This is a genomic window from Lentzea atacamensis (assembly GCF_003269295.1).
Lineage (GTDB): Bacteria > Actinomycetota > Actinomycetes > Mycobacteriales > Pseudonocardiaceae > Lentzea > Lentzea atacamensis.
Window position 1 is genome coordinate 89,005 of the sequence record NZ_QLTT01000015.1, and the last position, 17,484, is coordinate 106,488.

A 17,484-nucleotide genomic window follows, 5' to 3' on the forward strand; every position below is an offset into this window, starting at 1 on the left:
TGCGGTCCGGTCTCAAGGTGGAGTCTGTTGGCGTCGTTAACAGATTGAGTAGCAGTTGAGATGGTGATATCGTGTACTTCTGTTACATGCGGGGGCGTCGTGACGACGTAGGGCGAGTGGGCCGTTCACGGTCGGCGAGCGCGGGAGGGTGGGAGTGTGAAGCCGGAGATGGACCTCGTGGCTGGCCGGTTCCGGCTGACGGCTGCGATCGGCAAAGGCAACATGGGCGAGGTGTACCGCGCGGAAGACCTGGAGAGCGCGGGCAGAGATGTTGCTGTAAAGCTCGTCCTGCGCGGCCAATCAGGCGCGGTGCTCGTCTCGGGATTCGACGAGAAGGCCGTTCGGCGATTCGAGCGCGAGGTCCGGATCATGCGCAAGCTTGATCACTCCAACCTCCCGCGCCTGCTGGCCGGTGGTGTCGACCAGTTTCCTTATCTGGCGATGGAGCTGTTGGACGGCCGCACGCTTCGCGACCTCGTGGACGAGCAGCCGCAGCTGCCTGTCTCCTGGGTTGCGGCGATCGGCGCGCAGATTGCCGATGGTCTCTCCGCAGCGCACGCGGTGAATGTCGTTCACCGAGATCTGAAGCCGGCCAACGTCATGCTCGTCCAGGGCGGCGGTGTGAAGGTCCTCGACTTCGGCATGGGTCGCATCATTGATGATGCTGGGGACGGGAAGCTGACCAGCAGCGGTGTCACGGTCGGTACGGCTCGGTACATGGCACCTGAGCAGTTCGAGGCCGCCTCCGTCACCCAAGCGGCCGACCTGTACGCGTTGGGCTGCGTCTTGTTCGAACTGCTGAGCGGTGTTCCACCGTTTCACAGCGAATCCGCGCACGGGCTCGGCGAAAAGCATCTGAAGCAGCAACCGCCGTCGATCAAGCTCATGCGCTCGGACACGCCGGAAGCGCTGGCGCTGCTGATCGAGAAGCTCTTGGCGAAGAGTCCGGCGAGCCGCCCCGCTGACGCCGTCGCGGTTCGTGAGGCGTTGTTGCCACTTGCGGTGGGCGCCGAGGGAGTCCCAGGTTGGGATTCCCTGAACCCCGTCGCTTGGCTCGAGGCGAGGCCCGGAGCGCAGAGCGTGACCGTGGAGTCCGCATCCAGTGCAGTGGTGAAGACATCCGGAATGGACGTCTTCGCAGTGCACGAGAAGTTGATCGCCGACTACCGGGCCTTCACCGAGGGCGGCACGATCATTCGCGACGACGAGATCGCCGAGTTCGTCCGGCAGGACCTGGACAGCAAGTCGCAGTGGCCGGACCCGTGGGTGTCGTTGAACCCGTTCTTCGCTTCCGGGGGAACGGTGCTCGAGCTGGTCAGCGATGGTGTGTTGCACAACGAATGCGCGCGGATCTTCCAGGCTGGCAAGACGGAGGGTGGCACCGTGTGCGACGGTCGTCCTCTGACCCTGCACCGTCACCAACGCGAAGCGATCGACATCGCGGATGCGGGCCGTTCCTACGTGCTGACCACAGGAACTGGGTCCGGCAAGTCGCTCTCCTACATCATCCCGATCGTCGACCGAGTGCTCAAGGAACGGGCTGAGGCGGGACCATCCGCACGCAGGCGGGTCCGCGCGATCATCGTGTACCCGATGAACGCCCTGGCCAACAGCCAGCTCAAGGAGCTCGACAAGTTCCTGCTCGACGGCTACGGCAAGGGCCACGAGCCGATCACCTACGCCCGCTACACAGGCCAGGAAACCGACGAGCGCCGCAAGGAGATCCGCGACAACCCGCCGGACATCTTGCTGACGAACTACGTCATGCTGGAGTTGATGCTCACCCGACCGGACGACCGGAAATCGCTGATCAGAATGGCGAAGGGTTTGCGGTTCCTGGTTTTCGACGAGCTGCACACCTACCGGGGCCGGCAAGGGGCTGACGTAGCGCTGTTGATCCGCAGGGTTCGTGACGCGTGTGAAGCAGACGGGCTCCAGTGCATCGGCACCTCCGCCACCATGTCGAGCGAAGACACGTTCGACGATCAGCGAAATGTCGTTGCCGATGTGGCCACGATGCTGTTCGGCGCCGAAGTGCGACCGGACAACGTCATCGGCGAGACGCTTGTGCGCGCCACCAGTGGTGACGACGGCGCTGTTCCGATCGGACGGCTTCGAGTACTTGAACCGCCACGTGCGTATGCGGACCTCGTGACCGATCCTCTCGCGTCCTGGATCGAGACGCGCTTCGGGCTGCGAACGGACACCACCGGGCGTCTGGTCCGGCAGAAGCCCGCCAAGATCGAAGATGCTGCCCGCGAGCTCGCCGACGCGAGAGGGCTCAGCGTGCGTGTCTGCAAGGAAGCGATCCAGCGGACGCTCAAAGCGGGTTCGGAGGCACGGCATCCGGTGACGGACCGTCCGCTGTTCGCGTTCCGGCTGCACCAGTTCCTGTCGAAGGGCGACACCGTCTACGTCACGCTTGAAGACAAGGCATCGCGCCACCTGACTCGCGACTACCAGCGCGTGCTGCCCGGCTCTGACGGCAAGATCCTGCTGCCGCTGGCATTCTGCCGTGAGTGCGGGCAGGAGTACCTGACCGTGTGGCGGACGGTCAAAGACGGCACGGTTCGCTACGAGCCCAGGCGGGACACCTCGGCAACGGGTGGACGTGCGGGCGACGGCTACCTCTACTTCGATGCGGATCGGCCCTGGCCCGCCACCACGGATCAGGCGATCGACGGTCGCCGGCTGCCCGAGTCCTGGCTGGAAACGGATGACCACAGCAACGAGCGCGTGCGTGAGTCATATCGGCCGAGGCTCCCGATTTCCATCAACGTTGATCCGTACGGCAAGGAGGTGGCAGCGGGGCTCGCCGTCGCGTTCATCCCGGCGCCGTTCCTGTTCTGCCTGCACTGCTCGGTCAGCTACGAGCAGACGCGGGGCAAGGACTTCGCCAAGTTGGCTACCCTGGACCAGGAGGGACGGTCGTCAGCCACGTCCCTGGTGTCCGCGTCGATCGTCCGCTCGCTCAAAGCAGTCCCGGAGGAAGCGCTCAGCAAGCGAGCGCGCAAGCTGTTGACGTTTGTCGACAACCGTCAGGACGCGTCGCTGCAGGCGGGGCATTTCAACGACTTCGTGCAGATCACGCAGTTGCGCGGAGCGTTGTACCGCGCGGTTGTGGCCGCCGGGGAGGCGGGCGTTCGGCACGAGGAACTGTCGTCGCGGGTTGCTGGTGCACTCGGCCTCACACCGGCCGACTACGCGAAGGGGGCTGACGACCTCGCTCCGGGATTGCGCACCCGTGCTGCCAAGACGTTGCAGGACGTCATCGCCTTCCGGCTCTATCTCGATCTTCAACGTGGCTGGCGGGTCACGATGCCGAACCTGGAGCAGACCGGACTGCTCCGGATCCAGTACGAGGACCTCGAGTGGCTCGCCGGCTCGAACGACCGATGGGCCGGCACGCACCCGAGCATCCGTGACGCTGAGCCGGACCGCCGAGCGGAGATCCTCCGCACCCTGCTCGACCACCTGCGCCGCAACCTCGCCATCGACGTGCAGTACTTCCGCGATGATTTCGACTCCCTGCAGCGTGCCAGCGAGGAGCGCCTCGTTGATCCCTGGATTTTGTCGACGAGTGACCAGCCGCAGGTGGGAACGGCTTTTCCAGGGAGTTCCCGGCCGGGGGTGAGCCGGTCGAGCCTGTTCGTGTCCGGCCGCGGAAAGTTCGGCAAGTACCTGCGTCGTGAGCATTTCAAGGGCCTGTCGACGGACGATGCCGCGCAGGTGATCGAGCAACTGCTGGAACTGCTCGCCGAAGCCGGGCTCGTCGAGCGAGTCGACGTTGCCCCGCAACGCTCCGGGCGGTTCCGGAGAGGTACGGGGTCGAGCGCCACCGGTTACCGTGTCGCGGCGAGAACCCTGATCTGGCAGGCCGGAACTGGCGAAACGGGTTCGCACGACCCGCTGACCCGCACCTATGCCAGCGGGGACGGCCCAAGGGTCAACACCTTTTTCCGCGATCTGTATCGAGAGGCCGGCAGTGCGCTCAGCGGTCTGGCCGCTCTTGAACACACCGCGCAGGTCGATCCGGAAAGGCGCGAGCAGCGCGAAGAAGCGTTTCGCAGAGGCGACCTGAAACTGCTGTACTGCTCGCCGACCATGGAACTCGGTGTCGACATCGCCGAGCTGAACGCCGTCATGCTGCGCAACGTTCCGCCGACTCCTGCCAACTACGCGCAGCGCAGTGGCCGGGCAGGCCGGTCGGGCCAGCCCGCGCTGGTCACCACCTACTGCGCCACCGGCAACAGTCACGACCAGTACTACTTCCGCCGCTCCGACCGGATGGTCTCCGGCATCATCACCCGGCCTCGACTGGACCTGACGAACGAGGACCTGGTGCGCTCGCACGTGCACGCCATCTGGTTGGCCGAGTCGGGACTCAAGCTGGGGCGGGCGATTCCCGACATCATCGACATCAGTTACCGCGAGGACACCCGCCTTCCCAATCCTGAGCTGCGCCTGCACGACGACATCGATGTGGGACGCCGTGACCCGCAAGCACAACGACGGACCGTCGAGGCGGCGCATCGCGTGTTCGATGCGATGGGAGCCGAGTTCGCCGAGACCTCGTGGTGGCATCCGCAGTGGATCGAGGAAACCGTCCGTGTCGCAGGTGAACGGTTTGACGAGGCGTTCGACCGGTGGCGGCAGCTGTTCAAGGCCGCTCTGGTCGACCAAGCCGAGCAGAACCGCCGAGTGCTCGACCACACACTGTCCAAACGCGACCACGACATCGCCAGCGCCCGCCGACGCGAGGCGGAGACCCAACTCAACCTGCTCAAGAACGACACCGCCGACAGCAAGTCGGTGTTGTCCGACTTCAACCCCTACCGCTATCTCGCCAGTGAGGGGTTCCTGCCGGGCTATTCGTTCCCCCGACTTCCGCTCGCTGCCTACGTGCCCACCTCAGGACGTCGCTTCGGTGACGGCGACTACCTCCAGCGCCCGCGTTTCCTGGCCATTCGCGAGTTCGGCCCAGGAGCGCTGATCTACCACGAAGGAAGCCGGTACCAGGTCACCCGTATCCAGCTGACGCCCGACGCGAGTGGCGACCTGGTCACCACGAGCGCAAAGCGCTGTGGTGCCTGCGGTTACCACCACGACGTCGTGGAGTCGGCCAGCCGATGCCAGATGTGCGATGAGCCGCTGAGGGACAATACGACCGGCCTGCTGCAACTGCACACGGTCTACACCCGCAAGCGTGAACGGATCTCCTCGGATGAGGAGGAGCGGCGCCGGGCCGGCTTCCGCCTGGTGACGTCGTACCGCTTCCACGACCACGGTGCCCGCCCTGGGCGGAGGGACGCCCTGGTTTCGGATGCGGACGGCCTGATCGCAACGGTCATCTACGGGGATTCGGCAACGGTGCGGATCACCAACGTTGGCCGGGTGCGTGCGCGGGAGGACGAACCGCCGGGTTACTGGCTCGACCCCGCGGACGGTCGCTGGCTGAACGAACGCGAGGCCGGCGAAGCCTCCGGGGACTCCAGCGAGCTGCCGGTGATCGACAGCGACGGTAACGAGAAGCGACACAGGAAGCGGGTTATCCCGTACGTGGAGGACCGCCGGAACGTGTTGGTCTTCAAGCTCGCCGAGCCGCTCGACGAGCCGGTCGCACTGTCCCTGATGTACGCGCTGGAGCGCGGCATCGAGGCCGAGTTCGAGCTGGAGGACTCGGAGCTGACCAGCGAACTGCTCCCGCCTGATCAGGGGCCCCGCGAACGGTTCCTGTTCACCGAAGCGGCGGAAGGTGGTGCGGGCGTCCTGCGCCTGCTGCAAGCGGACCCCGACGCACTCCGGCAAGCCGCAGCCAGGGCGCTAGAGATCTGCCACTTCGCCCCGGACGGCACAGACCTCGGTGGCCCGCACCCGGAACGGCTCTGTGCGCGAGGCTGCTACGAGTGCCTGCTCACCTACGGCAACCAAGGCAGCCACGGCATGATCGACCGCCATTCAGTGCGCGCGTTGCTCCTGAGACTTGCCGGTGCCCGTGCGGAGGCGACCGGCCGGGGCGAGTCCCGCACCGAGCAGTTGGAGCGGTTGTCACAGCAGTCGGAAACCGGGCTGGAGCAGCGGTTGATCACCTGGCTCAAGGAGCACGGCCTGAGGCTTCCCGACGAAGCCCAGCCGTTCATCGCCGAGGCGCTCGCCCGGCCTGACTACGTCTACCGGTTGCCCGGCGTGAACGTGGCGGTGTTCGTCGACGGCCCCGTGCACCAATACACCGAGGTCGCGCAACGCGATGCGGAGGCTGAGAACCGCCTGGAAGACGCGGGTTGGGACGTGGTCAGGTTTCCCCACGACGGCGACTGGGCCGCCATCGTGAGTGAGTGCGAACGCTACTTCGGCCGCATCGCGGGCGTTTGACGACGGAAGAGAACAGCAACAGATGAGCACTTACACCGCAGGCTCGCTGGTTTCCGCGCGCGGCCGCGACTGGGTGGTACTGCCCGAAAGCGCCGATGACATGTTGGTCCTGCGGCCGCTCGGCGGCTCGGACGACGACGTGGCAGCGGTCTTTCCGGCTTTCGAGGAGGTCAGGTCGGCGGAGTTCCCCCCGCCCTCTCCCGACGACCTGGGTGACGACCTGGCTGCGGGGATGCTGCGCTCCGCCCTGCGAATCGGCTTCCGGTCAGGCGCAGGGCCTTTCCGGTCGCTCGCCGGAATCGCGGTCGAACCACGCGCGTACCAACTCGTGCCCTTGATGATGGCCCTGCGGCAGAAGACCGTGCGCATGCTGATCTCCGACGACGTCGGGATCGGCAAGACCGTCGAGGCCGGTCTGATCGCGAGCGAGCTGCTCGCCCAAGGCAGTGCGCGCCGGCTCGCCGTGCTGTGCTCACCCGCTCTGGCCGAGCAGTGGCAGCAAGAGCTGCGGACCAAGTTCGGCATCGACGCCGAGCTCGTCCTCGCCTCCACCGTGTCCAAACTGGAGCGCAAGCTGGACCTCGGGCAGTCGCTGTTCGACCGTCATCCGAACGTGGTGGTCTCCACCGACTTCATCAAGTCGACCCGTCACCGCGACGACTTCGTCAAGCACTGTCCCGACCTCGTGATCGTCGACGAGGCGCACACCTGTGTCACCGCGGACGAGACCTCTTCGACGCAGAGCCAGCTGCGCTACGGGCTCCTGCAGCGAATCGCGGGCGACCCCGATCGGCATCTCCTCCTGGTGACCGCTACGCCGCACAGCGGCAAGGAGAGCGCATTCCGCGCCCTCCTGGGTCTGGTCAGGCCCGAGCTCGCCACCGCGGAACTCGACACCGACGCGGGCAGGCGCCTGCTGGCCGGTCACTTCGTGCAGCGCAAGCGGGCCGACGTGCGGCAGTTCCTCTCCACAAAGGACGGACTCGCCGACGACAGCCTGCGTGAGGACACCGTGTTCCCGGCGGACCGGGAGTTCAAGGACGAGACCTACCAGCTGTCCCCGGCCTACCGCGCGCTGCTCGACGACGCCATCGCCTACGCAGGGGAACGAGTCAGTGCCGCAGGTGATCGCGGCAAGCGCGAGGCCCGCATCGCCTGGTGGTCGGCGATCGCGCTGCTGCGGTCCCTGGTCTCGTCACCGCGAGCCGCGGCACAGACGTTGCGGACTCGCTCGGCCGCGGCCGCGGCTTCGACGGTGGAGGAGGCCGATCTGCTCGGTGCACCTCTCACCAGGGACTCCGCCGACAGCGACGCGCTGGAAGGGCTTGACGTCGCTCCCGGTGCGGAGCTGGACGAGCCGGGTGCTCGGCTGGGAGAGCTCGCTGACCGAGCGGCGGCCCTCGAAGGCCCAGCGGAGGACTTGAAGCTCGCCGCCCTGGTCAAGCACCTGCAGGCATTGCTCAGCAAGGGGTACAACCCGATTGTCTTCTGCCGCTACATCCCGACCGCGGAGTACGTGGCCGAGCACCTGCCGGAAGCACTGGGCAAGAAGACCTTCGTCCGAGCGGTGACCGGAACGCTGTCCCCTCAGCAGCGGATCCAGCGGATCGAGGAGCTCGCAGACCAATCGCGAGGGCCTGGCGCGCGGCGAGTCCTGGTGGCGACCGACTGCCTCTCCGAAGGCGTGAACCTCCAGCACAACTTCGACGCCGTCGTCCACTACGACCTGGCGTGGAACCCGACCCGGCACGACCAGCGAGAGGGGCGCGTCGACCGCTTCGGCCAGAAGACCGATGTCGTTCGGGTCGTCACGCTCTACGGCAGTGACAACGGCATCGACGGCAAGGTGTTGGAAGTTCTGATCAAGAAGCACCGGCAGATCAGGAAAGACCTCGGCATCTCGGTGTCGGTGCCTGACGAGATGTCGTCCGGAGTGACCGATGCGATCGTGGAGTGGTTGTTCCTGAGGGACCGGCGTCCGGAACAAGCAACTTTGTTCGAGGTTGAGACGGTGCGCGAACGGGCTGCCGCCGTCGATGCGGAGTGGCAGTCCGCGGCTGAGCGCGAGAAGGCCTCGCGGTCCCGGTTCGCCCAACGGACGATCAGGCCGGAGGAGGTCGCGAGGGAGGTGGCGGCGGTACGGGACGCACTGGGGCGCGCGAGTGAAGTCCGCGGGTTCGTCCGGCAGGCGCTCGGTTCGCTCGACGCCGTGCTCCGCCCAGACGGCGACGGCTTCACCGCTGACGTGTCCGGTACCCCGGCGGGACTGAGGGACGCGCTCGCACCGGTCGTCGGAGGTGACCTGGACAAGCCGGTCGCGTTCCGCACCAGCGCCGCGGTGGCCCGCGGTGAGGCGGCTCTCGTGCGCACCGATCCGGTGGTGGGCGCGCTGGCCGGGTACGTCCTCAACTCCGCGTTCGACGAGAAGATCTCAGGCCCGAGGCCGGCTCGCCGATGCGGGGTGATCCGGACGAAGGGTGTCCAGACCAGGACGACACTGCTGGTCGTCCGGTATCGGTTCCACCTCACGCTGCCGTCCCGTTCAGGCGAGCGGCAACTGGTCGCGGAAGACGCCCGGCTGCTCGCCTTCGAGGGCGCGCCGGCGAATGCCCGATGGCTCACCGCGGACCAGGCCCAGGCGCTGCTCGAACTGACGGCCGACGAGAACACCGACCCGGCGTTCGGTCATCGCACCATGGCCAGGGTGCTCGACGGACTGCCGGAGACCGCCGGGCACCTGGCGTCCTTCGGTGACGAACTCGCCGCCGAGTTGCTCGCGTCGCACCGGCGGGTCCGCAGTGCGTCCGGTGAGATCGTCCGCGGTGTGCACGTGACGGCACAGAAGCCTGCCGACATCCTCGGTGCCTACGTCTACCTGCCGGTCGCTGGAGGTGCTGCCTGATGTCCGCCGTAACCCGCAACCAGGTCTTCCCCGCTGTCGACACCATCGGCGGCCTGCTGCCTGCGGACATGCTCTTGCGCATCGCCGAAGGCAAGGACGTCCGGGGGTGCATGCCTGCCGACTACCGCGTGCTCGGCTCACGGTCCGTGCGTGACGAGGCCGAGCGCCATTGGGACTACCTCAGGGCCGCCTGGACGGAGCTGCGTGCGCACTTGCCGGTTGCGCCGGAACAGGACACGCCGGCTGATCCGACCGGCCGGGCGATCATTGAGTGGTTGTTGCCGCTGTTCGCCGAACTCGGCTTCGGTGAACTGACCGCTATCGGTACCTCCGGCATCGTCGCCGACGGCGACGAAAAGAGCTTCGCGATCAGCCACCGCTGGAACCACATCCCGATCCACCTCGCGCCCTGGCAGTCCACATTGGACAAAAGGTCGGGTGGCGCGGGCACGGTGCCACCACAGTCTCTGGTCCAGGAGTGCCTGAACCGCACCGACGCGCATCTCTGGGGAGTTCTCACCAACGGCAGGCAGCTGCGATTGCTGCGTGACTCCAGTGCGCTGGCCACGGCTTCATACGTCGAGTTCGACCTGGAGGCGATCTTCGACGGTGAGCTGTTCAGTGAGTTCGTGCTGCTGTACCGGCTGCTGCACGTCTCCCGCTTCGCCGTGCCAGAGGGCTCTCCGGCCGCGGCCTGCTGGCTGGAGAAGTGGCGTCTCGACGCGATCACGTCCGGCACCCGCGCGCTCGACCAGCTCCGGGACGGTGTTCAGCAAGCGATCACGACCCTGGGCACCGGTTTTCTCCGCCATCCGGCCAATTCCGGCCTGCGTGCGAACCTTGACGTCACCGCGCTCCACAACGGACTGCTGCGGCTGGTGTACCGCCTGCTTTTCGTCTTCGTGGCCGAGGACCGGGGAGTCCTGCACGCGCCGGATGCCACCGACCAGGCTCGAGAACGGTACGCCGCCTACTTCTCGACGGCGAGACTGCGTGCTCACGCGCGAAGGCGTCGCGGTACCAGCCATGATGACCTCTACCAGGCGCTGTACATCGTTCTGTCCGCTCTCGGTGACGAGAATGGCCGCCCCGAGCTGGGCCTACCAGGCCTCGGCGGCATCTTTGACCCGTCGCCGGCCGACCAGGTGCTCGATGGTCTTGCGTGCTCGAACGAGTACCTGCTGGCGGCGGTCAGGCACCTCGCGCAGGTGCGCGACATCGGCTCACGGCGGGTTAGGGCGGTGGATTACCGGCACCTAGACGCCGAGGAGCTGGGGTCCATCTACGAGTCGCTGCTGGAGCTCGTCCCGCGGCACAGTGCGGTGGACCGCACCTTCGAACTGGTGGAGATCGCGGGCAACAGCCGCAAGACGACCGGTTCCTACTACACGCCGTCGTCGCTGATCGAATGCCTGCTGGACACCACGCTGGACCCAGTTATCGACGACGTGGTGAAGCGCGGTGAACTGGCAGCCTCAGCCGCCGGGCAGGCCGACCCCGCCGATGCAATCGTGAACGAGCTGCTGTCGCTGACGGTGTGCGATCCCGCCTGCGGTTCAGGACATTTCCTGGTTGCGGCAGCTCGCCGGATCGCCAAGCGTGTTGCCGCCGTGCGCGAACGCAATCCTGAACCTGTCACGGCAGCAGTGCGAGAGGCGCTGCACGAGGTCATCGCGCGTTGTGTCTACGGCGTCGACCTCAACCCGATGGCGGTGGAGCTCGCGAAGGTGTCGCTGTGGCTGGAAGCCCTCGTCCCCGGCAAGCCGCTGGACTTCCTCGACGCCCATATCAAGTGCGGCAACGCCTTGCTGGGCACCACGCCCGCTTTGCTGCGGCGGGGCATCCCGGACAGCGCGTTCATCGCGACCGAAGGCGACGACAAGAAGTTTGCCAAGGCTCTCGAGAAGATTAACCTCGAAGAACGTGAAGGGATCTTCACCCTCTTTGACATCGAGGACGTTCCAAAAAAGGTCACCAACGCCGCCTTCGCCACCAGAGTCCGGCAGATCACCGGCAGGTCCTCGCACGAGCTTCGTGAAGTGCGCCGAAAGGCCGAGGCGTACATATCCTGGACGGAGTCGCCGGAGTACGTTGAGGCATTGCACCTCGCAGACGCCTGGTGCGCGGCGTTCATGTGGGTCAAGACCACGGACCGTCCCCGAGCCGTGACCGAGAAGGTCTTCCGAGCGTTGGAGGATCCTTCGGGGGAAGGCGTGTCGCAGGAGACTCACGACGAGATCATCCGGTTGCGCGACCAGTACCGGTTCTTCCATTGGCACCTCGAGTTCCCGGAGATCTTCGCCGCCGACACGGGCAACGACCTGGCGGGGACCGGCTGGCGGGGCGGGTTCAGCTGCGTCCTCGGCAACCCGCCGTGGGACAGCGTCGAACTCAAGGAACAGGAGTTCTTCGCCCAGCGCTCGCCCGATATCGCTGCGGTGGGCAAGGCGGACGCCCGGAAGAAGCTGATCGCGGCGCTGCGGAACGATCCGGACACGTTGCCGTTGTTCAACGCCTACGCCGACGCCAAGCGCGCTGTCTACGCCGAGAGCCACTTCCTGCGCCGGTCGGGCCGGGTTCCGTTGACGGGCAAGGGGAACCTTAACACCTACGCGGTGTTCTCCGAGACCGCTCGCATCTTGACCGGTGACCGCGGTCGCGCAGGCGTGATCGTGCCGACCGGGATCGCCACCGACGCCAGGACCCAGTACTTCTTCAAGGATCTTGTGCTGCGTGGCTCACTGACGGCCGTGTACGACTTCGAGAACCGTGGCGGCCTCTTTCCAGCGGTCGACTCTCGGATGAAGTTCTGCATCATCTCGATGGCTGGGCAGGCGCTTCGTGAACCGGCAGCCGAGTTCGCGTTCTTCCTTCACGACCCGGCCGAGCTGGACGAGGCGGGGAAGGCGTTCGCCTTGTCGCCGGAAGAGATCACCCTGCTCAACCCCAACACGGGCACCTGTCCGATCTTCCGGTCACGCCGAGACGCTGAAATCACCTTGGCGATCTATCGCCGCGTTCCTGTCTTCGTTAAGGAACCGGACGAACGAGGTCAAGATGGTAGCAACCCTTGGGGAGTGTCTTTCCTGAGGATGTTCGAAATGGCCCATGATTCTCGTTTTTTCCGTACTCGTGCAGAGTTGGAGCGGGAGGGTTGGGGGTTGGTTGGCAACATTTTCTCCAAGGGTAAGCAGCGCATGCTTCCGCTCTATGAGGCTAAGATGGTTGACTTCTTCAATCATCGTGCGGCCGACGTGGTAAAGAGTGAGACTGCCGTCAGTCGGCAGAATCAGCCACGCCCGTTGGAGGAAGCCGAACTCGCAAAGCCGGGTCGTCTTGCTTTCCCGCTAAGTTGGGTGCCAGAGGATGATGTCCGAACCGGAAAGCTGGATAGAAAAGGGTTCGAGATTGAGGAAGCTGGCGTTCGGAGTCGCCTGGTAGGGCAAGAGTGGTCGTTCGATTGGCTGCTGGGGTGGCGGGATGTGACCTCATCTACCAATGAGCGCACTGCTGTACCGGCTTTCCTTCCGCGTGTTGGTGTCGGACACAAGTTTCTTCTAGAGCTGCCGCGTGTTGAGCCGCCTCTTGCTGTCGCTCTCTTGAGTGCTCAGAGTTCGCTTGTGTTTGATTTTGTAAGTCGCCAAAAGATAGGCGGCAACAGTATGTCCTTCTTCATTTGGAAGCAGCTTCCGGTACTAGAGCCTGAAGCGGTGACGGTGCATGTGTCGTTCGTGGCTACACGCGTCCTTGAGCTTGCATATACCGCCTATGATATGGCGTCATTCGCTCGTGATCTCGACGGGAGCGGTCCTCCGTTCATTTGGGACGAAGACCGACGCGCTGTCATCCGCGCCGAGCTGGACGCGCTGTTCTTCCACCTCTACGGCATCGGGCGCGACGATGTCGACTACATCCTCGACACCTTCCCGATCGTCAAGCGCAAGGACGAGGCCAAGTACGGCACTTACCGCACCAAAGAGCTGATCCTCGCCGAGTACGACCGCATGGCCGCGGCCGGCGTCAGCCTCACCAACCCGCTCGTGGACGGTGAGAACTACACCTCCAACCTCACCCCGCCGCCGGGGCACGGGCCGCGCCATCCCGCCCGAGACGGCCAGCCGACGGAGTAGGTGACGATGCCGCAGCTCGCGTTCGCCAACAGCTTCTGGGAAACCTACGACCAGCTGGAGAAGCAGGTCAGGTCCGGGGTGCGCAAGGCCATGTCCAAGTTCCAGCAGCTCTCGATCGCCGAGCTGTACGCAGACAAAGGGCTGCATCTCGAGTCCGTTGACAAGGCTCGTGATGCGCGGATGCGCACCATTCGGATCACCGACTTCTGGCGCGGTGTCGTGCTCGCACCCGACGACGGGAGCGACATCTTCCTGTTGCTCAACGTCGTGCCGCACGATGACGCATACACCTGGGCCGCGAAACGGCTCTACACGGTGAACACGGCCACGCGGGCGCTCGAAGTTCGCAACGTTGTCGCGATCGAGCAGTTGACGCCTCCCTTGGAGCAAGCGGCCGCGAACGCGCCGGTGTTGCTGTTCGAGAAGCACTCCGACACGGTGCTGCGGGATCTCGGCATCGACGACCAGGTGCTCCGGGCGGCGCGCGCGATCAGCGACCGGGCGCAGCTGGAGGCGTTCGGCAGCCTGCTGCCGGAGGACCAGTTCGAGGTGTTGCAGTACCTCGCAGAAGGGTTCTCGCCCGAGGAGGTCTACCGCGATGTCGTAGCCGAGCGCCGGCCCGCCGATCAATCGTCCGAAGTGGACGACAGCCTGGCCAGGGCGATCACCAACACGCGCACGCGTATCACGTTGGTGACCAGCCCCGACGAACTCGCCGAGATCCTGGACAAGCCGTTCGCGGCCTGGCGGGTGTTCCTCCACCCGTCACAGCGACGGGTGGCCTACCGCGTCTCCTACAACGGCTCAGCGCAGGTGACCGGTGGCCCCGGTACGGGCAAGACGGTGGTCGCGTTGCACCGGGTGAAGCACCTGCTTTCCCGTTCTCCGGATCGCCGGGTTCTCCTCACCACTTATACCAACGCCCTCGCCAGGGCGTTGCGCGAAAACCTGGCGTTCCTGCTCGATGATGACGAGCAGCTTGCCAGGGTGCAGGTGACGACTGTCGACGCGTTCGCGAACCGAGTCCTCCGGGAACACGCCGGACGAGTGCTGTCTCCCATTTCGGACAACGATGGACGGCAGATATGGCGGCGCGTTTGCAGGCAACAGAACCTTCCTTGGAACGAACAGTTCCTCGCGAGCGAGTTCCGGCACGTCGTGCTGGCCCAAGACGTGCGAACCCATGACGAGTACCTCAAGGTCGAGCGTCGCGGCCGTGGCTCGTCGCTTCGGGCTGCGCAGCGCAGTCAGATCTGGTCGGCGATCGAGGCTTTCAAGGCCGAGTTGCGCTCGGCGGGCAAGACCACGCACCTCCAGATCTGCGGCGAGGCGGCGGACGTCCTCGCTGGCGGCGAGCACCAGTACGACCACGTGGTCGTGGACGAAGCCCAAGACCTGCACCCGGCTCAGTGGCGAGTGCTGCGCGCTGCCGTCAAGGCCGGACCGGACGACCTCTTCATCACTGGTGACCCACATCAGCGGATCTACGACTCCCGGGTTTCGCTGCGCGCGGTCGGCATCTCGGTCACCGGCCGGAGCAGCAGGCTGCGGATCAACTACCGCAGCACCGCCGAGATCCTCGCCTGGTCGACCAGGCTGATGGCCGACGTCGCGGTCGACGAGCTGAGTGGCGACGGCGGCGACACCTTGGTTGGCTACCGGTCCCTGTTGCACGGCGGGAAGCCCCGGCTGGCGGGGTTCCCGAACGAGCAGGCCGAGGTCGCGGCGATCGCCGGGTGGGCGCGCGACTTGATCGCCCAGGGGGTTCCGGCTGCGGACATCGCCGTGTGCGCCCGGTTCAACCTGACCTTGGACAAGGTGTTCGACCAGCTCACCGCCGAAGGGATTCCGGCGGTGCGGGTCAGAGACCAGCCGGGTGCCGATGTCGACGGAGTCAGGCTGGCCACTATGCACTCGATGAAGGGACTGGAGTTCCGGTGCGTGGCCGTGATCGGTGTCAACGAGAAGGCACTGCCCTTCGCGAAGGAGATCACGCCTCCTGACGTCGATCTGCGGCAGTACGAGAGCGACCTCCTCAAGCAGCGGTGTCTGCTCTTCGTCGCATCCACGAGGGCAAGGGAGGCTCTCGCGGTTACCTGGAGCGGTACGGCCAGCCCGTTCCTTCCCGCTGGCGCGGAACGCCAGGTGTGGGACTGACGGCTCCTTGCAAATGGGGTGTCTGTTCCGCGCTTGCGGCTATTCGCGGCACGTCACCTTCGCTGCCTTCGCACAAGCGTTGGCGAGGCATCTTGCGGCCTCGTCCTCGTAGGCAGGTCGAGCACCTGCGGCGGAAGACGTGCCGCGGAACCTAGTCAGCGGTGTCCGGGCCAGGACGCAGAGCTCCGCGAGCCAGGCCGTCGCGAGCCAGCTCGACGGCGCGTCGGCTCCACCTCGCGAGTTCGGTCACGGACCTTTCGAACTCGTCGAGACGGCGGAAGGCCGCGCCATAGGCTCGTTGATCGGCAATGCTCATCTGGGGGATGCGTGCGCCTCGAACGTCCACGCGGAACGTGCCGCTGCTACTGGTGGCCTGCTTGATGTTCGCGGCGCTTCGCGCGAACCCCGCCAGGTAGTCGGTGTCGAGCCTGTCGCTGGTGGAGGTAACAGCATCACCGGAAACCTCGACGAGCCCGGCCCTGGCCAGATCGGCGATCTTGATCGCCGCACTGTCCAGCGAACCTGGACCTGCCGTGATGGTGGGCAGTAGCGTTTCGAGCTCCGCCAGCCGGGAGGCCACCGCTGCGCGAGCGGCTTCGTAGTCGGCGAGGTGGTCGATCCGCGCCGCCGCCACGTACCGGCCGGGAGTCAGATCGACCTCCTCGTCGAGCAGGTCGATGGCGGGCACGTCAACCGTGTGCGCCGTGTCCGGTTCGAGGGTGTCGCCCGGTGCGTGGTCACTCAGATCGATCATGCGGACATGGCTGCCGACTAGTTCCCCATCGGTCGGGCGCGTCAGCGACCAGAGCTGCACCGGCTGCTGATGGGAGGGGACCATGCCGCCTGGCAGAGCGACGACCTGCGTGAGCACGCCGCGGCGGACGAGTTCGGCCCGGATTCGTCGTCCGGCCTTGCGGTAGGCGGCCGAGGCGGGCATGACGACGACCGCCCGGCCACCCGGTGCCACGTGGGCATAGCAGTGCTGGAGCCAAGCCAGTTCGCTTTCCGCGCGGGTCGGCACACCGAATTCCCAGCGCCTGTCCAGCAGGAGCTCGTCACGTCCCCAGTCGCTGGCGTTCACCGGTGTCTCGCACACCACGAGATCCGCGCGAAGGTCCGGCCACTGATCATCGCGAAGTGAATCTCCGACTCTGATCGTGACCTGAGGTCCGCCACCGAGAGTCGCCCGGCACGCGGCGAGGCGCGCCGCGTTTGGATCCAACTCCTGCCCGAACAGCGTCACCTCGTCGGATCCGCGGCAGGCGAGCAGCAACGACCCGACACCGCAGGCCGGGTCGAACACCTTTCCCCTCGCCGGACCGGCGAACCGGAGCACGGCAGCTGTCAAGCGCGGTGTGGACATGGGCTCGGCGCCTGCTCGGCTGGGGGACGCGAGCACCCTTGCCAGCAGCGCGTCGACGACCTCGTTCGGTGAACTGTCCCGCGCCATCTCGTGCACCTTCGCGCGGGAGTCCGGTCCAAGGCCGCTCGAGTTTCCCGTCGTAAGCTCGTCCGCGACGTCGGCCACGGCTTCGACGAGGTCGTCGCCGTACCGGGCGCGCAGGGCTTGCCAGAGGAGAACTTCGGGTGAAGGGCCGTCATCTGTCTTTCCCTGGCTGTTCAGCCACGCTTCTACGTCTGCCAACGCGAATCGGGCGGTACGGCCGACTCCGCTGGCAGGGGCGGGGAAATCCGGATACCGCTTGCGCCAGTTGGACACCGCGGCTCGTGTGACGTTGGCCAGCTTCGCGATCTCGGCCGCCGTCACCAGCGGTCCGGGTCTATCTGCGAAGTCCGTGTTCACGAGACGATCGTACACGTGGGCTGCAGTTCGACCGTCGTCTAATCTGTTAACAGCGCCAACATATATTGGTCCAAATGAATTGATTTACCTGGGCGGGCGAGCTCGTCAGTCAGGCCCCG

The 17,484-nt window shown here is 65.9% G+C and carries 5 protein-coding genes; 4 read left to right on the forward strand and 1 reads right to left on the reverse strand.

The window, feature by feature from the left end:
- Nucleotides 1-156: 156 nt before the first annotated feature.
- Genes C8D87_RS42800 through C8D87_RS42815 form a run of 4 tightly spaced genes read left to right on the forward strand, consistent with a single transcriptional unit; the run spans nt 157 to nt 15,561 of the window.
- Entirely contained in the window at nt 157-6,372 is a 6,216-nt protein-coding gene (locus tag C8D87_RS42800; protein ID WP_233442554.1) for a protein kinase domain-containing protein, read from the forward strand.
- 22 nt (nt 6,373-6,394) lie between these two features.
- Nucleotides 6,395-9,274, forward strand: coding sequence for a DEAD/DEAH box helicase (locus tag C8D87_RS42805; protein ID WP_112232197.1), 2,880 nt, complete (start codon nt 6,395-6,397; stop codon nt 9,272-9,274).
- Nucleotides 9,274-13,404 (forward strand): Eco57I restriction-modification methylase domain-containing protein, encoded by a 4,131-nt coding sequence (locus C8D87_RS42810; RefSeq protein WP_112232199.1) that lies wholly within the window; start codon nt 9,274-9,276, stop codon nt 13,402-13,404. The genes C8D87_RS42805 and C8D87_RS42810 overlap by 1 nt, the downstream gene beginning before the upstream one ends.
- 6 nt (nt 13,405-13,410) lie before the next feature.
- A complete protein-coding gene (locus tag C8D87_RS42815) occupies nt 13,411-15,561 on the forward strand; it encodes a UvrD-helicase domain-containing protein (protein WP_112232263.1) in 2,151 nt (716 codons plus the stop codon).
- 151 nt (nt 15,562-15,712) lie between these two features.
- On the opposite strand, the gene C8D87_RS42820 is transcribed toward C8D87_RS42815, so the two are convergent.
- The gene (locus C8D87_RS42820; protein WP_233442555.1) at nt 15,713-17,365 is read right to left on the reverse strand and encodes an N-6 DNA methylase; all 1,653 of its coding nucleotides are present in this window, start codon (nt 17,363-17,365) and stop codon (nt 15,713-15,715) included.
- Between the last annotated feature and the right edge of the window lie 119 nt (nt 17,366-17,484).